Annotated in this window: 22 protein-coding genes; 11 read left to right on the forward strand and 11 right to left on the reverse strand. The window is 66.4% G+C overall.

The window, feature by feature from the left end; translation table 11 throughout:
* Positions 1 to 40: 40 nt before the first annotated feature.
* Positions 41 to 1,018 carry an alpha/beta hydrolase gene (locus tag AC3WUF_RS06100; RefSeq protein ID WP_492423447.1) on the reverse strand — a complete coding sequence of 326 codons (978 nt, stop codon included), beginning with the start codon at positions 1,016 to 1,018 and terminating at the stop codon, positions 41 to 43.
* 133 nt (positions 1,019 to 1,151) lie between these two features.
* Here AC3WUF_RS06100 and AC3WUF_RS06105 point away from each other — a divergent pair, with 133 nt between their 5' ends.
* Genes AC3WUF_RS06105 through AC3WUF_RS06115 form a run of 3 tightly spaced genes read left to right on the forward strand, consistent with a single transcriptional unit; the run spans position 1,152 to position 4,621 of the window.
* Complete coding sequence (locus tag AC3WUF_RS06105) at positions 1,152 to 3,005, forward strand: vWA domain-containing protein (RefSeq protein ID WP_492423449.1); 1,854 nt, start codon at positions 1,152 to 1,154, stop codon at positions 3,003 to 3,005.
* Positions 3,006 to 3,024: 19 nt separating this feature from the next.
* A complete protein-coding gene (locus tag AC3WUF_RS06110) occupies positions 3,025 to 3,528 on the forward strand; it encodes a sigma-70 family RNA polymerase sigma factor (RefSeq protein WP_492423451.1) in 504 nt (167 codons plus the stop codon).
* Positions 3,518 to 4,621 (forward strand): hypothetical protein, encoded by a 1,104-nt coding sequence (locus tag AC3WUF_RS06115; protein WP_492423453.1) that lies wholly within the window; start codon positions 3,518 to 3,520, stop codon positions 4,619 to 4,621. Before AC3WUF_RS06110 ends, AC3WUF_RS06115 begins: the two co-directional genes overlap by 11 nt.
* A 6-nt stretch (positions 4,622 to 4,627) precedes the next feature.
* Here AC3WUF_RS06115 and AC3WUF_RS06120 read toward each other — a convergent pair whose 3' ends face one another.
* Genes AC3WUF_RS06120 through AC3WUF_RS06130 form a run of 3 tightly spaced genes read right to left on the reverse strand, consistent with a single transcriptional unit; the run spans position 4,628 to position 6,607 of the window.
* Complete coding sequence (locus AC3WUF_RS06120; protein ID WP_492423455.1) at positions 4,628 to 5,269, reverse strand: LysE family translocator; 642 nt, start codon at positions 5,267 to 5,269, stop codon at positions 4,628 to 4,630.
* Positions 5,259 to 5,849: a GNAT family N-acetyltransferase gene (locus tag AC3WUF_RS06125; RefSeq protein ID WP_492423457.1), complete on the reverse strand. Its 591-nt coding sequence runs from the start codon at positions 5,847 to 5,849 to the stop codon at positions 5,259 to 5,261. Before AC3WUF_RS06125 ends, AC3WUF_RS06120 begins: the two co-directional genes overlap by 11 nt.
* Positions 5,846 to 6,607: a glutathione S-transferase N-terminal domain-containing protein gene (locus AC3WUF_RS06130; protein ID WP_492423459.1), complete on the reverse strand. Its 762-nt coding sequence runs from the start codon at positions 6,605 to 6,607 to the stop codon at positions 5,846 to 5,848. The genes AC3WUF_RS06125 and AC3WUF_RS06130 overlap by 4 nt, the downstream gene beginning before the upstream one ends.
* A gap of 126 nt (positions 6,608 to 6,733) precedes the next feature.
* Here AC3WUF_RS06130 and AC3WUF_RS06135 point away from each other — a divergent pair, with 126 nt between their 5' ends.
* From AC3WUF_RS06135 to AC3WUF_RS06145, 3 genes are read left to right on the forward strand one after another with little or no spacing between them, the layout of a single operon-like run.
* Complete coding sequence (locus AC3WUF_RS06135; protein ID WP_492423461.1) at positions 6,734 to 7,333, forward strand: RNA polymerase sigma factor; 600 nt, start codon at positions 6,734 to 6,736, stop codon at positions 7,331 to 7,333.
* Entirely contained in the window at positions 7,330 to 7,809 is a 480-nt protein-coding gene (locus AC3WUF_RS06140; RefSeq protein ID WP_492423463.1) for a hypothetical protein, read from the forward strand. Before AC3WUF_RS06135 ends, AC3WUF_RS06140 begins: the two co-directional genes overlap by 4 nt.
* Positions 7,810 to 7,834: 25 nt before the next feature.
* The gene (locus tag AC3WUF_RS06145; protein ID WP_492423465.1) at positions 7,835 to 8,707 is read left to right on the forward strand and encodes a DUF4097 family beta strand repeat-containing protein; all 873 of its coding nucleotides are present in this window, start codon (positions 7,835 to 7,837) and stop codon (positions 8,705 to 8,707) included.
* Between the two features lie 92 nt (positions 8,708 to 8,799).
* On the opposite strand, the gene purH is transcribed toward AC3WUF_RS06145, so the two are convergent.
* The 5 genes from purH to xseA all read right to left on the reverse strand — a co-directional run bounded on the left by purH (position 8,800) and on the right by xseA (position 13,528).
* Complete coding sequence (gene purH, locus AC3WUF_RS06150; RefSeq protein WP_492423467.1) at positions 8,800 to 10,362, reverse strand: bifunctional phosphoribosylaminoimidazolecarboxamide formyltransferase/IMP cyclohydrolase; 1,563 nt, start codon at positions 10,360 to 10,362, stop codon at positions 8,800 to 8,802.
* Between the two features lie 94 nt (positions 10,363 to 10,456).
* The gene (locus AC3WUF_RS06155; protein WP_492423469.1) at positions 10,457 to 10,726 is read right to left on the reverse strand and encodes a helix-turn-helix domain-containing protein; all 270 of its coding nucleotides are present in this window, start codon (positions 10,724 to 10,726) and stop codon (positions 10,457 to 10,459) included.
* A gap of 10 nt (positions 10,727 to 10,736) precedes the next feature.
* Positions 10,737 to 11,063, reverse strand: a complete 327-nt coding sequence (locus AC3WUF_RS06160) for a hypothetical protein (protein WP_492423471.1) — start codon at positions 11,061 to 11,063, stop codon at positions 10,737 to 10,739.
* Between the two features lie 92 nt (positions 11,064 to 11,155).
* Entirely contained in the window at positions 11,156 to 12,043 is an 888-nt protein-coding gene (gene prmA / locus AC3WUF_RS06165; RefSeq protein ID WP_492423473.1) for a 50S ribosomal protein L11 methyltransferase, read from the reverse strand.
* Between the two features lie 129 nt (positions 12,044 to 12,172).
* Positions 12,173 to 13,528: an exodeoxyribonuclease VII large subunit gene (gene xseA / locus AC3WUF_RS06170; protein WP_492423475.1), complete on the reverse strand. Its 1,356-nt coding sequence runs from the start codon at positions 13,526 to 13,528 to the stop codon at positions 12,173 to 12,175.
* A gap of 145 nt (positions 13,529 to 13,673) precedes the next feature.
* Here xseA and guaB point away from each other — a divergent pair, with 145 nt between their 5' ends.
* From guaB to AC3WUF_RS06190, 4 genes are all read left to right on the forward strand, one after another.
* Complete coding sequence (gene guaB / locus AC3WUF_RS06175) at positions 13,674 to 15,137, forward strand: IMP dehydrogenase (protein ID WP_492423477.1); 1,464 nt, start codon at positions 13,674 to 13,676, stop codon at positions 15,135 to 15,137.
* Positions 15,138 to 15,200: 63 nt separating this feature from the next.
* The gene (gene guaA, locus AC3WUF_RS06180; RefSeq protein WP_492423479.1) at positions 15,201 to 16,772 is read left to right on the forward strand and encodes a glutamine-hydrolyzing GMP synthase; all 1,572 of its coding nucleotides are present in this window, start codon (positions 15,201 to 15,203) and stop codon (positions 16,770 to 16,772) included.
* Between the two features lie 223 nt (positions 16,773 to 16,995).
* Complete coding sequence (locus tag AC3WUF_RS06185; RefSeq protein WP_492423481.1) at positions 16,996 to 17,208, forward strand: AbrB/MazE/SpoVT family DNA-binding domain-containing protein; 213 nt, start codon at positions 16,996 to 16,998, stop codon at positions 17,206 to 17,208.
* The gene (locus tag AC3WUF_RS06190; RefSeq protein WP_492423483.1) at positions 17,208 to 17,591 is read left to right on the forward strand and encodes a type II toxin-antitoxin system VapC family toxin; all 384 of its coding nucleotides are present in this window, start codon (positions 17,208 to 17,210) and stop codon (positions 17,589 to 17,591) included. Before AC3WUF_RS06185 ends, AC3WUF_RS06190 begins: the two co-directional genes overlap by 1 nt.
* Positions 17,592 to 17,602: 11 nt before the next feature.
* Here the strand turns inward: AC3WUF_RS06190 and AC3WUF_RS06195 are convergent, their stop codons facing one another.
* The gene (locus tag AC3WUF_RS06195) at positions 17,603 to 18,937 is read right to left on the reverse strand and encodes a cytochrome P450 (RefSeq protein WP_492423485.1); all 1,335 of its coding nucleotides are present in this window, start codon (positions 18,935 to 18,937) and stop codon (positions 17,603 to 17,605) included.
* 212 nt (positions 18,938 to 19,149) lie between these two features.
* Here AC3WUF_RS06195 and AC3WUF_RS06200 point away from each other — a divergent pair, with 212 nt between their 5' ends.
* Positions 19,150 to 20,067 (forward strand): hydroxymethylglutaryl-CoA lyase, encoded by a 918-nt coding sequence (locus tag AC3WUF_RS06200; RefSeq protein ID WP_492423487.1) that lies wholly within the window; start codon positions 19,150 to 19,152, stop codon positions 20,065 to 20,067.
* Positions 20,068 to 20,203: 136 nt separating this feature from the next.
* Here the strand turns inward: AC3WUF_RS06200 and AC3WUF_RS06205 are convergent, their stop codons facing one another.
* On the reverse strand, positions 20,204 to 20,926 hold the full coding sequence (locus AC3WUF_RS06205; protein ID WP_492423489.1) for a glutathione S-transferase C-terminal domain-containing protein: 723 nt from the start codon (positions 20,924 to 20,926) through the stop codon (positions 20,204 to 20,206).
* Positions 20,927 to 20,955 lie beyond the last annotated feature (29 nt).

Consider the following 20,955-nt stretch of genomic DNA (forward strand, 5'->3'; position numbering starts at 1 on the left):
AGGCAGCGAGCGCTGCAGGCGGGGCTACGGTTCCTATTCGCTATTCCAGCTCGCTGATCTCCGAAGCCGCGGCGGCGGCTTCCGGTCCTGGCGCAAAGAGGTGCGCACGCAGCTGGCGCGTAAAGAACTCCACCTGATCACTGACCGCGCGCTCGAAGCCGTCGCCGATATAGACATCGAAATGACCGATGTCGTAGCGCTTCACTTCGGCGCGGCCGCCGGCGCGCTGTGCGCATTTCTCGGCCGCTGACGGCGGTGCGACAGAGTCCTTCTGGCAGATGCAGATCAGGATCGGGCAGGGCAGCTGGTCGGCCTTGCTGACGGGGCGATACAGCGGAAATTCCAGCATCCAGGCGGCGGTCAGCGAATTGTTCCAGTCCGCCGGCGCGATGCTGCGATAGCCGGACACCGAATCGGCGCTGGTCATTACGGCCAGATCGCCGGGCGCGCCGATGATCGGGATCAGGTGGCGTCGGCCACCAATGATGCCGAGTGCATCCCAGCAGGCATGCGCAGCCAGACGCAGCGCCTGCACCGGCCCCGCGTAGCTGAAGATGTTCATGAACGCCGCCAGGCCATCCATCATCGGTCCCTGCGCGCTGACTGCGCGCACGCGGCCGTCCTCGGCAGCCACGGTGACGACATGCCCGCCGGAGAACGAGCTGCCCCATAGCGCGATGCGGTCGGCATCGACACCATCCAGTGCGCGTGCAAAGGCGATCGCATTGGCCCAGTCGTCAAGCTGCGCGCGGATGCTGAAGCGCTGGCGCGGCTCGCCGTCCGACGCGCCGAAATGGCGATAGTCGAAGACCACGACGTGCAGGCCGGCGGCGGCGAAGCGCTCGGCATAGGCGTCCAGGCGCGCTTCGCGCGTGCCGCCGAGCCCATGAGCCATGACGACGCAGGGCGTCGAGTTGCCATGTTTCATCGAGCCGTCGGCAGGCAGGAAATGCGCACCACGCACCGTCGTGCCGTGGCTGGAAAACGCTATGGGAACCGGGCTGGGGGCAGTGCTCATCGATCGTTCCGCTGTCGTGCAGGCCGTCATGTTCGCATGATCCGAACTCCCGGCCGAAGTTATTTTCGCGGCTTTAACCCCATTTGCCGCGCTGCGCCGTTCTATCAGGTACCACCCCCACCGAAGAACGGTCATGAAACAAGCACAAATGTTGTGGATGGCAGGCACCGCCCTGCTGGTTGCTGCCTGCGCACAGACGGCGGTACAGCCGCCGCCGGGCGAGCCGCGGATCGATGCCAAAACGCGGTCGATCGAGCAGGAGTTGCCGCAGGTCCGAGAGCGTGCCGACGCGGGCAAGGTTCTGCCGGCGCAGGAAGCCTTGGCCAGCGCCGATGCCGCGCAGCCGGCGATGCTTGAATCCAAGCGCGCAGAACAAGCGGCCAGCGGCAGGCAGCACAAGCTGATGCGTGCGCAGTCGGCGGCCGTCGCGGGCTACGCCTTCGCGCCGTCGCCGGTCATGCCGTATGCCGATGTGAACCGGGAGAACTACGCGCACTTCGACGACAACGGCCTGCTGCGTGCCGCCGAGCAGCCGGTGTCGACGTTCAGCATCGATGTCGACACTGGAGCCTACAGCAACGTGCGGCGCCTGCTGCGCGCCGGCCAGCTGCCGCCGGAAGACGCGGTGCGCGTCGAGGAGCTGATCAATTATTTCGACTACGCCTACGCGCCACCGTCGAAGATCGGCACGCCGTTCTCGACCCAGGTCGAGATCGCGGCTACGCCCTGGAATCCGCAGACGCGGCTGATGCGCATTGGCCTGCAGGGCTGGAAGCCGGCCGGCGAGCTGCCGCCGTCGAACCTGGTGTTCCTGCTCGACGTCTCCGGTTCGATGAACGATCCGGACAAGCTGCCGCTGGTGCAGTCGGCGCTCAAGCTGCTGGTCAACGAGATGTCGGCGCGCGACCGCATCAGCCTCGTCGTCTATGCCGGCGCCACCGGCGTCGTGCTCGAACCGACGCCGGCCAACCAGACCGCGAAGATTTCGGCGGCGATCGATCGTCTGACCGCCGGTGGCAGCACCAACGGCGGCGCCGGCATCGACTTGGCGTACAAGATGGCGCAGCAGGGCTATATCAAGGGCGGCATCAACCGCGTGCTGCTGGCGACCGACGGTGATTTCAATGTCGGCACGGTCAGCTTCGAGCAGCTCAAGGACATGGTCGAACAGCGCCGCAAGACCGGCATCGCACTGTCGACGCTGGGCTTTGGCACCGGTAACTACAACGATCAGCTGATGGAGCAGCTTGCCGATGCTGGCAACGGCAACTACAGCTACGTCGACAGCCTCGCCGAGGCGCAGCGCGCGCTGGTGCACTCACGCGCCGCGACGCTGCAGACGATCGCCAAGGACGTCAAGATCCAGGTCGAGTTCAATCCGGCGGTCGTCGCCGAGTACCGGCTGATCGGCTACGAGAATCGCGCGCTCAAGCGCGAGGATTTCAACAACGACAAGATCGATGCCGGCGAGATCGGTGCGGGCCACAATGTCACCGCGCTGTACGAGATCGCGCTGGTCGGTAGTGCGGGCGTACGCAACGATGCGCTGCGCTATGAGCAGACCGTGCGCAACCAGCCGAAGGCCAGCGAGCTGGCGTTCCTGCGCCTGCGCTACAAGGCGCCGGACGGCGAAACCAGCAAGCTCATCGAGCGGCCCATCCTGAGCAGCGAGATCCAGTCCACGCTGGCCGGCACCAGCGCCGACTACCGCTTTGCGGCGGCCGTTGCCGGGTTCGGACAATTGCTGCGCGGTGGCCGTTACACTGAGAACTTCGGATATGCCGATGTCGCCAGTTTGGCGCGCGCCGCCCGCGGCAGCGACGAACAGGGCTGGCGCGGTGAGTTCGTCCAGCTGGTCGATCTGGCGCGTGCGCTGAGCGCAACGCAACAGAGCGGCAGCGCGGAGCCAGTGATCGAGCAGCAGGGGAGCGTGCATCGCTGTGGAGCAGGGGCTGCAGGCAATCAGGGCGTCGAGCGTTGCGGATGAGCCGCAGGACGCCGCATTGATGCGGGCCTATGCCGGCGGCGATATGGCGGCTTTCGAGCTGCTGTATCGCCGCCACAAGGACCCGCTGTATCGTTACTTCCTGCGCCATGTCGACCCCAGCGATGCCGGCGAGCTGTTCCAGGATGTCTGGAAGAGCCTCGTGCAGGCGCGCAGCCAGTATCGCGACGATGCGCCATTCACCGCATGGCTGTTTCGTATCGCGCACAATCGCCTGATGGACCACTACCGCCAACAGCGTCCCACCGACGAGGTGCCGGAAGACCTGCCGGCGCCGGCGGAGCTGCAGCCGCAGATGCAGGCCGAACGCGCCGACACCGCACGCTCTCTGCTCCAGGCGCTGGCGACACTGCCGCGCGAACAGCGCGAAATCATCGTGCTGCGCGAAGAGCGCGAGCTGAGCCTCGAAGAGATCGCGGAGATCCAAGGCGTCGGCCGCGAGACGGTCAAGAGCCGTCTGCGCTATGCGCTGGCGAAACTCAGGGAGGTGCTCGGTGAGCGTTGAATCCGAACACGACAAAGCAGAGCGCGAGCTGCAGCGCTATCTCGGCGGCGACTCGCCGCTGTCGACGAAGTACCGCGCGCAAAGCCGCGAAATCACGCCGCCGCAACTCGACAGCGCCGTGCTCGCCCACGCGCAGCAGCAGCTACAGTCGGCGTTTGCAACGAATCGCGGCCAGTTTGTGCGGCGGCGCAACCGGCGCTGGGCGATCCCGCTTGCGACGGCAGCGACGATGCTGGTCGGCGTCAATCTGGTCTGGCAGCTGCGCGATCAGGCGGTGCCGGAAATCGCGGCCGGGGCCGCGGTCGAAAGCCAGCAGCGATCGGCACCGATGTCCGCACCCGCGCCGGCACCTCAGGCGAAGCTGCAGCAGCAGCGCGACGAATCGGCAGCCGCCGAGCTTCGTGCCGCGGAGAATGAGAGCCGGCAGAAAACCGAGCGCACAGTGGTCCGTTCCGCGCCGGCGGAAAGCCTGGCCGCCGATGCCGATGCCGGTGCGAAGCCGGAGATCGCCGCGAGCATTGCAGCGCCCGCTGCGCAAGCAGTGCAGCAACAGGCGCTTGCCGATACCGCCAGCGAGCCGCAGGCCAAGCGCGCGCAGGCCGAGTTCGAGGAATCGCGCAGCGTCGGGCGTCCGGCGCCGCCGGTGCAGACGCAACAGATGCAGCAGCCGCAGCAGCCGCAGATGCTGCAGCAACGTGCCGACAGCGCGCCGATGCAGCGCGAGCGCAAAGCGTTTGCGGCCAGTGGATTCGCCGCCGCTGCGCCTGCCGCTGCGGCGCCAGCGCCGGCCCCCGTGCTTGCTGAAGATCCCGCGCAGGATGCCGCGCGAACGCTGCTGCGCCATCTACGCCTGCAGGATCTTGCGGCGCTACGCATCGAGTTCAACGCCGCGGACCTGGGCAGCGACATGCTCAACGCGGCCGCGCGCGCAGCGGCGACGCTGGGGCCGCAAGCCCAGGTCGAGACCGCGACCGCCGGTGATGGATTGTGGCGCTTCGACTATCGCGGTGCGTCGCAGGAAGCTCGCATGATCGCGATGCTGCAGCAGAGCGGCACGGAATGGACCTTGCTGAGCGTAGAGGTCCTGCGCTGAGTCAGCTTACGAGCGCAGGGTATTCACGATCACCGCAGCACCCAGCAGGATCAGGATCGCGCCCATCGCGCGGTCGATGCGATGCGCGTGCTTCTGTAGCCCGCGGCGCAGGCCCGGATGCGACAGCATCAGCGCAACGCTGGCGAACCAGCCAAACGTCGACAGCGGCAGCCAGGCCGCGAGTACGATCATCATCGTCGGCGAGACCGGGCCGGACACGACGGTCGTGAACAGCGCCACGAAGAACAGCGTCGCCTTCGGATTGAGCAGATTGGTGGCTAGGCCGACGCCGTAGTGACGCCACCATTCACCGCGCACCGCAGATGCGGCTTCCGGCGCTTCGGTGTTCATGGGTTGCGCACGCAGTGCGGAGCTGCCGATCCAGATCAGAAACGCGGCGCCGGCGAGCGCGATCGCATCCAGGCTCCAGGGAAACCGTTGGGTCAGCCAGCGCAAACCGAACAGGCCATAGGCGACATGAAACAGGATGCCGCTGCCGATCCCCGCTGCGGTCCACACACCGGCGCTGCGGCCCTGTGCGAGCGCGGCGCGGATGACCACGGCGAAATCCGGCCCAGGCGACATGACGCCGAGCGCGTGGGCGATGGCCACCGCGCTGAACAGCGCCCAGCCCGCATCAGTGGCCATTGGGCCTTTCGGCTTCGACGTCCCAGCCGGCCCAGGGACCTTCCGGCTTCGGCGGCAGCTGCACCGTCGCGACTTCCTCGTGGTACTGCAGCATGCCGCGCGCCTTGTAGTTGCCGAGCGCCGCGGGGCCATCGAGCGAGCAGGTGTGCACCCACACGCGTCGCGTGCCCGGCAGCGCCCAGGCGCGGTCGATGCCTTCGCTGAGCAGGTGGCCGCCGAGACCGCGGCCGCTGAATTCACTCATCAGGCCGAAGTAGGCGATCTCCACATCGCCGCCATCCTGCTGTTCGAGTTCGATGTAGCCGGCCGGCGTGCCGCCGACGTACATGACCCAGGTGTGCAGCTGCGGGCGATTCAGCCAGCGCATCCAGCGTGCGTACGACCAGACCAGCCGGTCGCGCCAGTACCAGTGGCCGCCGACCGCGGTGTAGAGAAAGCGATTGAGCATCGGCAGCGGCTGCTCGGCGCGCATCAGCAGCGGTGCCGGCTGCGGCTGCGGCGATCGCTGCAGCTGCGTGGGTGCGCGCAGGTCGAGATACCAGGTCGTCACCGCGACCGGCTGCAATACGGGATCGCTCATGCGCCGTAGGTGCGTTCGAGGTAATCGATGATCGCTGCGGACTCGTACATCTCGGTGCCGGTATTCGGATCGATCAGGTACGGCACCTGGACCTTGCCGGTGCGCTCGAGCAGCGCGGCGCGGTTGCGGCTGGTGTCCTTCGGCGCCTTGAACCAGCGGTCGCGGACCATCGGCGGGCCCATGTCGGTGTTGCGCGCCTTGGCGGTGTTGCGCAGCACGTAGGGCAGTTCCAGCTCGCACAGCACCTCGCGGACCAGGCGCGAATACGGGCTCGACTCGAAGCTGTACAGCTCCAGCGGCTGAGCCGGCGCCTTCGACGGTCGCGCGCGCATGCCGCGCAATCCGCGGCTGCCGCTGGCGAGCATGCTGGCGCCGAGGCTGATGCGGCGGCCGAGGCCGGCATTCGACTTCGCCCGGCCCTCGTAGGTCTTCGCCAGATAATCGACGATCTCCTTCGACTCGTAGAGCCGCACGCCCGTATTGGGATCGTGCAGGAACGGGAACAGGAGCTTGCCGCCGAGCGCCTTCGCCGCCAGGCGGAAGCGCTGGCCCTTAGCCGGGCAGGGCTGGACCATGGCGTCGAGGTCGAGCTCGCTGAGCGCGCTGCGGACCATCCGGCAATACGGGCAGCCTTCGAATTCGTACAGCACCAGCAGCTGTTCCGGCTGGCGCCGGGCCGCGCCGGAGCGGCCGGTGCCGCGCCATAGCGCAAGGCTGCTGGTCAGGACCGAACTGGCGACTTTGAGGGCATGGGCCATGGGGCTGTCCAAGGAAAAGCGGAGGCCGCCATTATGCGGTGACGGCGGGTCGGCAATTCAAACCGCGATTCAAACCCTGGCTGGGTTTGAGGCGTCCAAACGATCATGATGACAATGACATGGACCGTGGACAGGGCAGCCAGCGTGCATATCGGGAGTTCTGAAGCCGCGCCGGCCAACGACGACGCGACGCTCGTGCGGCTGGCGGTCGCCGGCGACGCGCGCGCCTTCGAGCGCCTGTACCGGCGCCATGTGAGCCGGATCTACGGACTGTGCGTGCGGCTGGTCGACGGCGACCGCAGCAAGGCCGACCAGTACACCCAGGACGCCTTCGTGCGGGCCTGGGAAAAGCTCGGCAGCTTCCGCGGCGACAGCCAGTTCTCGACCTGGATGCATCGGCTGACCGTCAATCTGGTGCTCGGCGAACATCGCCTGCTCAAGCGCTGGGTCAGCTTCGAGGACCTGCCGGCCGGCGCCGATGCCGACGACGAGGGCGCGGATCTTGCGGATCATGCGGTCAGCCACCCGCAGCAGCAGATCGGCGAGCGGATGGACCTGGAACGCGCGATCGCGAAATTGCCGAAGGGCGCGCGTGCGGTGCTGCTGCTGCACGATGTCGAGGGTTACCAGCACGAAGAAATTGCGACGCTGACCGGTATCGCGGTCGGCACTTCCAAGGCGCAGCTGCATCGCGCCCGCAAGTTGATGAAGGACATGCTGTCATGAGCGATGACGAGAAGGACGACGAAATCCCCGGTCTGCGCGGGTTGAAGCTGGACCAGCAGCCCGAGCGCGATCTGTGGCCCGCGATCGAATCGCGCCTGCAGCGCCAGCCGCGCGGCATGCTGCGCCCGCGGATGGTGCGCGGCCTGAGCTATGCGATGGCGGCGAGCCTGCTGGGCGCCATCACACTCGGCGTGCTGCGTCAGGCGCCGCCTGACGTCGCGCCGGTCACCGTACCCACCGAGCTGGCGTCGGCCGCGCCGTCCGTGCAACGCAGCGTCGGTCACGTCAACCCGCAACGGCAGGCGCTGCTCAAGGCCAATCTGGCGATCGTCAAGGACGCCGAGGGCCAGCTGAAGCAGGCGCTGGAACAGGACCCGGATTCAGACTCCTTACGACGTCTGCTGCTCGCCATGCAGCAGCAGCGCGGCGATCTGAAGACGCAGCTGGCGCGTGATGTCCATGAACAGAACACCTAATCAAAGCAGGACCGAGGGAAGCACCATGTGGAAATATTCGAATCTCGCCGGGGTCGCGGTTCTGGCCGCCGGTCTGGCGATGCCGGCCTGGGCCAGCAAGCCGATCAACGAATCGCGCCCGCTCGACAGCGACGGCCAGGTCACGGTCAACAATCTGGCCGGCCGTATCGAAGTCGTCGCCTGGGATCGCAAGGAAGTCGGCATCAGCGGCGAGCTCGGCGAAGATGTCGAGCTGCTGGAGATCAGCGGCGACGCACGCAAGCTGACGATCTTCGTCCGCTACCCGCGCAAGTCGCGTGGCGACATCGAGGAAACCTGGCTGAGCCTGCAGGTGCCGGTCGGCGCTTCGCTCAATCTCGAAGGCGTCAGCGCCGACATCAAGGTCAGCGGCACGCGCGGCGCGCTGACCGCCAGCAGCGTCAGCGGCGATGTCGAAGCACGCGTGGCGTCGGCCAACGTCAAGCTCAACTCGGTCAGCGGCGATATCTCGCTCGGCGCGCCGTCAACGCAGGCCGAGCTGCAGTCGGTCAGCGGCGACATCAACGCGCGCGGGCTCAGCGGCACCGTCAAGGCCGAAACCGTGTCCGGCAACCTGCAGCTCGGTGGCGACAACTTCAAGGAAGTCTCGGCGCAGTCGGTGTCCGGTGACATGCAGCTCGATGTCGGCCTCGTCAGCGGTGCCGAGCTGCGTGCGGAAACGCTGTCCGGTCAGATCGCGGTGCGCCTGCAGAAGGCGCCGGATGCGAAGCTGTCGATGAAGACCTTCAGCGGCGATCTGAGCTCGGATCTGGCGCCCAAGGGCAGCGAGGAGCGGCGCAAGATCGAAGCGACGCTCGGCAGCGGCCGCGGCGTGATCGAGCTGAGCACGTTCAGCGGGGATATCCAGCTGTCGAAGTAATTCTCGGCGGCGAAAACAAAAGGGCGGGAGCATCGGCTCCCGCCCTTTTGCGTTTCAGCACGTAGGCTGGGATGGAATCCCAGCAAGCAAGCTCAATGCCGGAAATGCCGCACGCCGGTAAACACCATCGCCATGCCCGCTTCATCGGCGGCGGCAATCACTTCGCTATCCCGCATCGAACCACCCGGCTGGATCACGGCGGTGATGCCGGCTTTTGCCGCCGCATCGATGCCGTCGCGGAACGGAAAGAACGCGTCGGAGGCCATCACCGAACCCGGCACTTCGAGCTTCTCGTCGGCGGCCTTGATACCGGCGATCTTTGCCGAATAGACACGGCTCATCTGGCCGGCGCCGACGCCGATCGTCATGCGGTTCTTCACGTAGACGATCGCGTTCGACTTCACGAACTTGGCGACCTGCCAGGCGAACTGCAGATCCTTGAGCTCGGTGGCGCTCGGCGCGCGCTTCGAGACGACCTTGAGCGCCGAGGCCGGCACGACGGCGATGTCGACATCCTGCACCAGCAGGCCGCCGGCAACGCGCTTGTAATCCCACGCGCTGGCGCGCTGCACCGGGAACGCGCCGCATTCCATCAGGCGAACGTTCTGCTTGGCCGCCACCGCCGCGCGCGCTTCGGCGCTGACCGACGGCGCGATGATCACTTCGACGAACTGCTGCTCGACGATGCGTTTCGCGGTCTCGGCGTCGAGTTCACGGTTGAACGCGATGATGCCGCCGAACGCCGAGGTCGGGTCGGTGCGGAAGGCCTCGTCATAGGCCTCGCCGATCGTCGCGCGCACCGCGACGCCGCAAGGATTGGCGTGCTTGACGATCACGCAGGCCGGCTCGACGAAGCTCTTGACGCATTCGAGCGCGGCGTCGGCATCGGCGATGTTGTTGTACGACAGCTCCTTGCCCTGCAGCTGGCGGGCGCTGGAGATCGTGCCGGTTTCGGCGCCGCGCTCGGTGTAGAACGCCGCGCGCTGGTGCGGGTTCTCGCCGTAGCGCAGGTCCTGCTGCTTGTCGAACTGCAGGCCGAGCACGCCGGCGAACGGCGCACGGCTGCCGTCGTCCTGCACGGCCGACAGGTAGGCCGACACCGCCGCGTCGTAGCGGGAGGTCAGCGAGTAGGTCTTCAGCGCGAGACGACGGCGCGTCGCGTACTCGACGCCGCCGGCGTCGATCTGCGCGAGCACTTCGGCATAGTCGGCCGGATCGGTCAGCACGCTGACCCAGGCGTGGTTCTTTGCCGCCGCACGCAGCATCGCCGGGCCGCCAATGTCGATGTTCTCGATCGCGTCCTCGTCGCTGCAGTCCGGCTTGGCGACCGTCGCCTCGAACGGATACAGATTGACGACGAGCAGGTCGATCGCGTCGATGCCGTGCTTGTTCATCACCTCGCCGTCGATGTCACGCCGGCCGAGCAGGCCACCGTGAATCTTCGGATGCAGAGTCTTGACGCGGCCATCCATGATTTCCGGAAAGCCGGTGTGCGCGGAGACTTCGATCGCATCGAGGCCGGCGTCGCGCAGCAGCTTGTAGGTGCCGCCGGTCGACAGCAGCGCGACGCCGCGCTGAGCGAGGGCGCGCGCGAAGTCGACGATGCCGGACTTGTCGGAGACGGACAGCAGGGCGCGGCGGACGGGCGTTTTCATGCGGAGAGTGTCGTCAGGAGAGAGCGGCCGGTCTGCGCGCTGGCGCAAGCGGGTGGCGTTTCCCGCACGGCGGAGGCGCCGTGCAGGGATGTCCTTACAGCTTGTGCGATTCGGCGCTGATCTTGTGCGCCTTGAGCTTCTTGCGCAGCGTCGCGCGGTTGAGGCCGAGCATGTCGGCCGCGCGCGACTGGTTGCCGTGGCAATAGCGCAGCGTGGCTTTCAGAAGAGGCGGTTCGACCTGGTCGAGGAACAGGTCGTAGATGTTCTTGGGCGAATGGCCGTTGAGCGTGCGGAAGAAATCGTCGAGCGACTCCTGCACCGAGTGTCCGAGTGGTTTGATGTCTGAAGGTCGGATTACTGCCATGTCTCATTCCTCAAACTTTGCGGCGCAGCCCGGCCAAACACGACAGCGTGTCGGACACATCAAAACGAAGCGGACCCCCGCGAAGGGCGGCAATCATACTCTCGCGCGGTCGCGCAAAAAAGTACCAATTGCAGGATTGATGCAATTCAATCCGGGTAGCCGCATCGCGCGCAAGCGGCATCATCTGCTTGACTTTTTGCGGTGGGTCGTTCGCGTCTTCCGACTCAGCATGCGGAGAATCCGCTAAATCCAAGTCGTGGCGGAAAAAGCCTGCGAACAGGGCTTTGTGTTCATCGATGGATCGATCACGATGGCGATACGACGATGCGCTGTGCATCGCGCATGGTGCGGCGCAACGCGCACTTGCCTGCAACCGCAACGCGCGCCGACGGCCGGCACAAATTCACACTTGGCCGCGCAGCCGCTCGCTCAGGTCTCGCTGTTGCGTGTCGCGCTGATCCGCGTCCAGCCTTCGCGCGAGACATCGGCACCGGCGCGAAACCAGGGCGCATAAGCGGCGTGGACTTCCTCGGCATGACGGTCGAGCAGGCCGGCGAGCACGATGCTGCCGCCGGTGGCGCAGCTGCGTGCCAGCAACGGTGCCAGCTGCACCAGCGGATTGGCGAGGATGTTGGCGAGCACGATCTGCGCGGGGAAAGCCTTGAAATCTTCCGGCAGCAGTGTCGTCACCCGATCGGCGACGCCGTTCTGCCGCGCGTTGTCATTGGTCGCGAGCAGCGCCTGCGGATCGATGTCGACGCAGACTGCGCTCTTTGCGCCGAGCAGCAGCGCGGCAATGGCGAGCACGCCGGAACCGCAGCCGAAATCGAGCACGGTCTTGTCGCGCAGATCCGCGCCGGCCAGCCACTGCAGGCACAGCGCCGTCGTCGGATGCGTGCCGGTGCCGAAGGCCAGGCCGGGATCGAGGCGCAGCAGCACCGCATCCGCCTGGGTGACTTCGCCAACCTTCTCGTGCGGCACGACCCACAGCTTTTCGCCGAACTTCAGCGGCGGGCAGTCCTTGAGCCAGACCCGCACCCAGTCCTGATCCTCGATCAGCTCGTGCGTCATCTTCGCGGTGCTGCCATCGGGCAACAGCTCGCGCAGCATCGCGATGATCGGCGCGAGATCGGTATCTTCGGTGAACAGGCCCAGGGTCACCGTATTCGTCCACAGCGGCGTTTCGCCAGGCCCGGGTTCCAGCACCGGATCGTCCTCGGCGTCGATGTAGCTGACGGCGCTGGCGTTCTGCGCGAGCAGCAGTTCATCGGCGAATTCGGGATGGGCGGTGTGGACGCGGAGTTGTAGCCAGGCCATGGGTTGCTCTTGGGTCTTAAGGTTGGGTGCGCGGTCTCTCGATACACCGCAGAACGTAGCCCGGGTGCAACCCGGGATTCGCGCTCGTAGCGGGCCACCAGCCCCGGATTTCATCCGGGCTACGCATGATTATTCGTTGCCGCGTCTGCTATCCACCGTCGTATCCAGCTGACCTTCCGCCAGCACGATCTGCAGCTTCGCGCCGACCTGCGTCTGCTCCGCCCGGGTCAGAGCCTTGCCGTCGGCATCCAGGGCAATCGCATAGCCGCGCTGCAGCACCGCACGCGGATTCAGGCTCTGCAGGCTGGAATCGCTGCGTTGCCAGCGCGTCGCCGCTTCGCCGAGCCGGCGTTGCAGGCTGCTGCGCAGGCGCGCGTCTAAGCCGTCGAGCGTGCGATGCAGGCGATCGATGCGCGCGCCCGGTGCCGCGACCTGCAGACGTGTCTGCAGATTGTTGGCGTGCTGGACCGCGGTGCCGAGCGCGCTGCGGATCGCACGTCGGCTGCGCTGGTCGAGTTCGGCGAGACGCTGGCCGCGTTCCTGCAGCTGCCGCGCCGGATGCTGCACGCGCAGGCGCGCCTGCAGCGTGTCCAGCGTCTGTGCGGCATTCTGCTGCTCGCGTTCGAACGTGCGCGCGATGCGCTGCAGGTTCTGCTCGATGCTGCGCCGCCAGTCGGCAATGTCGGGCGCGACGCGCTCGGCGGCCGCGGTCGGCGTCGGCGCGCGCAGGTCGGCGGCAAAGTCGGCGATCGTCACGTCCACTTCATGGCCGACGCCGCAGATCACCGGTACCGTGCAGGCGCGGATCGCGCGCGCGACGCCTTCGTCGTTGAACGCCCACAGATCTTCGAGCGAACCGCCGCCGCGGGCGAGGATGACAACGTCGACCGCGCCGCGCTGCGGCAACTCGCGCAAGGCGCGGATGATCGCCGGCGGCGCCTCGGTGCCCTGCACCGGGACCGGATACAGCACGACCGGCGCGAGCGGGAAGCGCCGCTCCAGCGTGCTGAGAATGTCGTGGATCGCCGCGCCGGTCGCCGAGGTGATCACGCCGATGCGGTGCGGCACGGCCGGCAGCTTGCGCTTGATCGCCTCGTCGAACAGGCCTTCGGCGGCCAGGCGTTTGCGCAGCGCCTCGTACTCGCGCAGCAGCGCGCCTTCGCCAGCGGCTTCCATGTGTTCGCAGATCAGCTGCAGGTCGCCGCGCGCGCCGTACAGGCTGACCTGGGCGCGCACCAGCACCTGGTCGCCATCCTTGGGCGGCGGCCGGACGTAGAGATTGGCGTTGCGGAACATCGCGCAGCGCAGCTGCGACTTGGCGTCCTTGAGCGTGAAGTACCAATGGCCGGAGGCCGGGCGCGACAGGTTGGAGATCTCGCCCTGGACCCAGACCCGCGGCAGCGCGTCTTCGATCAGCGCCTGCAGGATGCCGGTCAGTTCGCTGACGGCATAAACGGTGCGGGCAGGGGCGGCGGGGGTCGGCATGGGGCGCAAGGGTAGCAGGGCGGCGGGCCGGGCCGGGGTCTGCCTCGGAAATCCACCGCCTCCGTAAATAAAGGACCGCCGGCAAAGCAAATCGGACCCGGCTTGTCCTATAATGGCGCGCTTCATCTCAAACGCGCCCCTCCCCATGCGTATCCAGTCTGAAGCGCTCACCTTTGACGACGTGCTGCTGCTGCCAGCGTACTCGGAGGTGCTGCCACGGCAGGTGGACCTCAAGACCCAGCTGACCCGCCGTCTGGCCCTCAACATCCCGCTGATCTCCGCGGCGATGGACACCGTCACCGAATCCAAGCTCGCGATCGCGCTGGCCCAGGAAGGCGGTATCGGCATGATTCACAAGAACATGTCCGCCGAGCGCCAGGCCGCCGAAGTGCGCGCCGTGAAGAAGTACGAATCCGGCGTCATCACCGACCCGATCGTCGTGCCGCCGACCATGACGGTGGGCGAAGTCCTCAAGCTGACCCGCGCCAACCGCATCTCCGGCGTGCCGGTTGTCGACGGCAAGAACCTCGTCGGCATCGTCACCAGCCGCGACCTGCGCTTCGAAACCCGTTTCGGCGAGCCGGTCTCCAAGGTCATGACGCCGAAGGACCGCCTGGTCACGGTCAAGGAAGGCGCCAGCAAGGAAGAAGTCATCGCCAAGCTGCACACGCACCGTATCGAGAAGGTGCTGGTCATCAACGACGCCTTCGAGCTGCGCGGCATGATCACCGTCAAGGACATCCAGAAGTCCACCGACCACCCGATCGCCAGCAAGGATTCGCGCGGCCGCCTGCTCGTCGGCGCGGCCGTCGGCACCGGTCCGGATACCGACGACCGCATCGCCGCGCTGGTCGAAGCCGGCGTTGACGTCGTCGTCGTCGATACCGCGCACGGTCATTCGCGCGGTGTCATCGATCGCGTTGCCGCGATCAAGCAGCTCTATGGCGACAACCTGCAGGTCATCGGCGGCAACATCGCGACCGGCGCCGCGGCACTGGCGCTGGCCGATGCCGGTGCGGATGGCGTCAAGGTCGGCATCGGTCCCGGCTCGATCTGCACCACGCGCGTCGTCGCCGGCGTCGGCGTGCCGCAGATCAGCGCGGTGATGGAAATCGCCGAAGCCCTGAAGTCCCGCAACCTGCCGCTGATTGCCGACGGCGGCGTGCGTTACTCGGGCGACTTCGCCAAGGCCCTCGCCGCGGGCGCGTACAGCGTCATGGTCGGCTCGATGCTGGCCGGCACCGAGGAAGCCCCGGGCGATGTCGAGCTCTACCAGGGCCGCTCGTACAAGTCGTATCGCGGCATGGGCTCGATGGGCGCGATGGCGCAGGGTTCCAAGGACCGCTATTTCCAGGACACCACGTCGGAAGTCGAGAAGCTCGTGCCGGAAGGCATCGAAGGCCGCGTGCCGTACAAGGGCCCGATGGCGGCGATCGTCCATCAGATGGTCGGCGGCCTGCGCGCCTGCATGGGCTACACCGGCTGCCACACGGTCGAGCAGCTCCGCACGACGACGAAGTTCGTCAAGATCACCTCGGCCGGCATGCGCGAGTCGCATGTGCACGATGTTTCCATCACCAAGGAAGCACCCAATTACCGGGTCGAGTAAATCAGCACAACGCCCCGGTTCGCCGGGGCTTTTTCGTACTGCATCAAGCGAGTCGTCCAGAGCATGAACATCCATTCCGACAAGATCCTGATCCTCGATTTCGGCAGCCAGGTCACGCAGCTGATCGCGCGCCGCGTGCGCGAACTCGGCGTCTACTGCGAGCTGCATCCGTTCGACATGAGCGAGGAGGCGATCAAGGCCTTCGGCGCCAAGGGCGTGATCCTCTCGGGCGGTCCGGAATCGACGCTCGACGCCGGCTCGCCGCGCGCGCCGGACATCGTCTGGAAACTCGGCGTGCCGGTGTTTGGCATCTGCTACGGCATGCAGACGATGGCGGTGCAGCTCGGCGGTGCGGTCTCGCCGGGCAGCGTCAAGGAATTCGGTTACGCCGAGGTCCGTGCGCGCGGACACTCACGCTTGTTCAAGGACATCCAGGATCGCGGCAACGCCGAAGGTCACGGGCTGCTGGACGTCTGGATGTCGCACGGCGATTACGTCAGCACGCTGCCGGAAGGCTTCAAGCGCATCGGCTCGACGCATGATCTCGACTTCGCCGCGATGGCCGACGAGTCGCGCGGCTACTACGCCGTGCAGTTCCATCCGGAAGTCACGCACACCTCGAAGGGCAAGGAAATCTACTCGCGTTTCGTCCACGACATCTGCGGCTGCGGCAACGCCTGGACGCCGCACAACATCGTCGACGACGCGATCGCCCGCGTGCGTGCACAGGTCGGCAACAAGAAAGTGCTGCTGGGTCTTTCAGGCGGTGTCGACTCCAGCGTCGTCGCCGCGCTGCTGCACAAGGCGATCGGCCAGCAGCTCACCTGCGTGTTCGTCGACAACGGCCTGCTGCGCCTCAACGAAGGCGACGCGGTGATGGAGCTGTTCGCGAAGAACCTCGGCGTCAAGGTCATCCGCGCCGACGCCGAAGCACGCTTCCTCGGCGAGCTGGCGGGCGTCAGCGACCCCGAGCAGAAGCGCAAGATCATCGGCCGCGAGTTCATCAACGTGTTCGAAGCCGAGGCGACCAAGCTCACTGACGTCGAGTTCCTTGCGCAGGGCACGATCTATCCGGACGTCATCGAAAGCGCTGGCGCCAAGACCGGCAAGGCGCACGTCATCAAGTCGCACCACAACGTCGGCGGGCTGCCGGCGCACATGCGCATGCAGCTCGTCGAGCCGCTGCGCGAACTGTTCAAGGACGAAGTCCGCGCGATCGGCATCGAACTCGGCCTGCCGCCGGAGATGGTCCACCGCCATCCGTTCCCGGGTCCGGGCCTGGGCGTGCGCATCCTTGGCGAAGTCAGCAAGGCGTCCGCCGACACGCTGCGCCGCGCCGATCACATCTTCATCGAGGAACTGCGCAAGTCCGGTTGGTACGACAAGACCAGCCAGGCCTTCGCCGTGTTCCTGCCGGTCAAGAGCGTTGGCGTCACCGGCGACGGTCGCCGTTACGAGCCGGTGATCGCGCTGCGCGCGGTGCAGACCATCGACTTCATGACCGCGCACTGGGCGCACCTGCCGTACGAGCTGCTGGACGTCTGCTCGCGGCGCATCGTCAACGAAGTGCCGGGCGTTTCGCGCGTCGTCTACGACATCTCCGGCAAGCCGCCGGCGACGATCGAGTGGGAGTGAGGGCCAGCAGCCGCTAGAAAACTCCCGTTCGCATCGAGTGCCGCGCCGCAGGCGCGGTGTATCGAGATGCCGCAGATGTCGGTGGTGGCATCTCGATACACCGCGTGCCATGCGCGCGGCACTCGATGCGAACGGACGTTTGGTGCCGGCCCCGGAGCGACCACCTCTGGGCTTTAGTGGTATATTCTTACTAAATCAGTATCGATGCTGAGAAGGTACGACAATGACCGCCACGGCCACTTTATCCAGCAAGTTCCAGATCTCCATTCCCAAGGTCGTTCGCGAAGAGCAGCACTGGGAAGCCGGTCAGGAATTCGTGTTCATTCCGAAAGGGAAGGGGGTGCTGGTGATGCCGGTACCCAAGCTCGATCAGTTGTCCGGCATCGCCAAGGGTGCGCGTAAGGACGCCTACCGCGATCGCAAGGACCGCTACTAATGGTGGCGGCGCGCGTCGTCGATACCTCGGCCTGGATCGAATGGCTCACGGGCAGCGCGCTCGGCAAGAAGCTCGGCAAGCAGTTTCCAGATCAGGCGCAGTGCATCGTGCCGACCATTGTGCAGCTGGAACTATCAAAGTGGATGGTGCGCGAAGTCGGCGAAGAGCAAGCCGATCAGGTGATCGCCTACACGCAGAAATGCGTTGTCGTGCCCTTGGACAGTGTGATTGCCCTGCTCGCGGCAGACCTGCATCGGGAATACAAGCTGGCTACAGCCGACGCCGTTGTTTACGCGACCGCGCGCCATCAAGGCGCTGAGCTGCTCACTTGCGATGCGCACTTCGAGGGTTTGCCGGGCGTGGCCCTGTTCGCCAAAGCCTGAGCTGCTGGAGATCAGCCCAGCTTCTCCAACTTCACCGGCAACCGATCCTTCGGAATCGGCAAACTCGTGAAGTCCTGCTTGATCACGTAATCCGCCGGCACGCTCCAGCGGAAGCGCAGCAGCATCTGGTGCAGGATCGCCTTCACCTCCATCTCGCCGAAGTGCAGGCCGATGCACTTGTGCGCTCCGCCGCCGAACGGCACCCACTTGAACGCATGCGCGCGATCTTCGGCGCGACCTTCGCTGAAGCGTTCCGGATCGAAACGCTCCGGATGCTTCCAGATGTGCGGTGACGTATGCGTGAACCAGGGGCTGATGTTGACGAAGGAACCTGCGGGAATGCGATAACCCTTGTACTCGGCGTCACGCACCGCGCGGCGCGGGATGCCGGGTACCGGCGCGCACAGACGTAGCGCTTCCTTCATGACCCAGCCCATCGTGTCGAGCTTCGCGAGCTGCTCGAAGTCCGGCGTCGCGGTGCCGAGAGCCCGGCTTTTCTCGCGTAGGCGGTCTTGCCACTCAGGATGCTTCGCCAGCCAGTACACCATGTTGCTGAGCGTGATCGTGCTGGTGTCGTGCGCGGCCATCAGCACGAAGATCATGTGGTTGACGATGTCGTCGTCGGAGAACTCGGCGCCGTCCTCGGTCTTCGCGCGGCACAGTCGCGAGAACAGGTCGTCTCCGCTGGACTGGCGCTTCGCCGGCAGCTCGCGGCGGAAGAAGTCTTCCAGCACCGCGCGGCCGACGACGCCGGCGCGCCAGCGCGTGCCCCACACGGGAAAGCGGATGATGCCGGTCGCGGCCTGCACCGTCGCAAGAAAGGCCTTGTTGATGCGCTCGGCGTCGGCGCCCGGCTTGTGGCCGATGAAGACGCTGCTGGCGAGATCCAGCGTCAGCGACTTCAGGTGATCGAAGATGCGGAAGTCGCTCGCCGGCTGCCAGGCGTCCAGACCGCTCGTGATGCTTGGCGTCAGCACGCCGAGATAGCCGAGCAGCGCGTCGCGGGTGAAGGCGCCCTGCATGATGCGGCGGTGGACCTTGTGCTCATCGAAGTCGAGCAGCATCAGGCCGCGGTGGAAGAACTTGGCGAGGAAGTATTCCCAGGCCGAGCTGGCGAACAGATCGCCGCGGTTCTGGAACACGAACTGGTTGGCGTCCGGGCCGAGCAGCGTGATCACGCGGATGCCGAAGGCAGCGCCCCACGACACTTCGCCGTAGCGTTCGTAGCGTTCGTGCACGAAGCTGTCGAAGTTGAGCAGGATGTTGAAGCTGTGGCCGACCAGCGGCCAGCCGCCATCGCCAGGGACTTCGCGCAAGGCGCCGGCGTCCGGGGTTGTCGTGTTCACCGCATCGTCTCCGCTCTTTGGCCGTCGGGTTCCAGTGTGCGCCGACGGCCGCTGCGGTTCAATGACAATGTCAAGATAATTGACGTTACCGAGGCGGCCGCCGCGGAACCGGGGTTTTCCCCAGGCGCGCAGCGCCGACGCTTGCGCTAGGCTGTCGCCCCCCGGCGCCGGGTATCGCGCGCCGGATCGGCAAATTCCTACGGAGCAGGGTGATGGCGCAGGTCGAAGTCCAGCTGATTGATGTCGCCCCGCGCGACGGCTTGCAGAACGAGAAGGTCGATGTCGGCACCGCGACCAAGCTCGAACTGGTCGACCGCCTGGTCGCCGCCGGCCTGCGCCGCGTCGAGATCGCCAGCTTCGTCAATCCGAAGAAAGTGCCGCGCATGGCGGACGCCGAGGCGGTCTGCGCCGGCGTGCCGGCCCGGGCCGACGTGCGCTACTCCGGCCTTGCGCTCAACCTCGCCGGCTACCAGCGCGCCGCCGCGACCGGCAAGCTGCAGGAAGTCTGCATGGTCGTCTGCGTGTCCGACACCTTCGGCCAGCGTAACCAGGGCCAGACCGTTGCGCAGGGCATCGAGGTCGTCAGCGAAATCACCCGCGCCGCGCGCCGCGACGGCATTGCCAGCGCGATCACGCTGACCGTCGCATTCGGTTGCCCGTTCGAAGGCGAGATTGCGATCTCCAAGGTCGCCGAGATTGCCGAAGCGATTGCGCCGGCCGGGCCGACCGAGATCGTGCTTGCCGACACGATCGGCGTCGCCGTGCCGAGCCAGATCCGCGCGACGATCGCCGCGGTGCGCGAGCGCATCGGTGATGCGATTCCGCTGCGCGGGCATTTCCACAATACGCGCAACACCGCGGTCGCGAACGTCTTCGCCGCCTATGAGGCCGGCGTGCGGCGTTTCGATGCGAGCGTCGGCGGCATCGGCGGCTGTCCGTTCGCACCGGCGGCGACCGGCAATGTCGCAACCGAAGATCTGGCCTACCTGTTCCAGCGCATGGGCGTCAGCACCGGCGTCGATCTGGCGCAGCTCAACGAAGTGGCGAAGTGGATGGGTGAGAACCTGGGACGCCAGCTGCCGGGTGCTGTGAGCCGGGCGGGGTTGTTTCCGCCGCAGGCTGTTGTCTAGCACTCAGGATCTTTACTCCCTCTCCCCACGCGTGGGGAGAGGGCAGGGGTGAGGGGCGGTATGCCGCGCGCTGTTCGAAAAGACGCCCCTCACCCCAACCCTCTCCCCGCGCGCGGGGAGAGGGGGTAAGTGTTCTTCAGTTCACGGGCGAACTCTTCACCGCCCCCAACATATTCGCCCCAAACAGATTCGACCATTGTTCCGGCGTCAGCCGCGGCTTCCCCGCCAGCGATGCATCGCTGATCTTCAGCTCGCCACCTTTCTTCACCGCATCGCGCGCATCGATCGCCTTGTACCAGCGCTTCACGTGCGGATATGCCGCAATCTCCAGCTCGATCGCCCGCGCGGCGCGGATCCACGGCCAGCAGGCGATGTCGGCAATCGAGTATTCGCCGGCCAGGTACTCGGCCTCGCCGAGCCGGTGGTTCATCACGTCCAGCAGGCGCCGCGCCTCGTTCAAGTAGCGATCCCGCGCATACGCCGGCGGCTCCGGGCAGTAGCGCACGAAGTGGTGCGCCTGGCCATGCATCGGCCCGAGCCCCGACATCTGCCACATCAGCCACTGCATCGTCAGTGCGCGACGCTGCGGGTCCGACGGAATCAGCCGTCCGGCCTTCTCGGCCAGATAGATCAGGATCGCCCCCGACTCGGCGAGCGCCAGTGGCGCGCCACCACCGGCCGGTTCGTGATCGACGATCGCCGGCAGCCGGCAGTTCGGATTGATCCGCCGGAACTCCGGCGTCAGATGCTCGCCCTTGAGCATGTCGTAGGTGATGACGCGGTGCGGCATCGCCAGCTCTTCGAGCAGGATCGACACCTTCTGGCCGTTTGGTGTGCGGACGAAATGCAGATCGATCATGAAGGCTCCAGCGCGTGTTGCGGATGCCG

The sequence above is a fragment of the Fontimonas sp. FW305-C-3 genome (assembly GCF_058783185.1).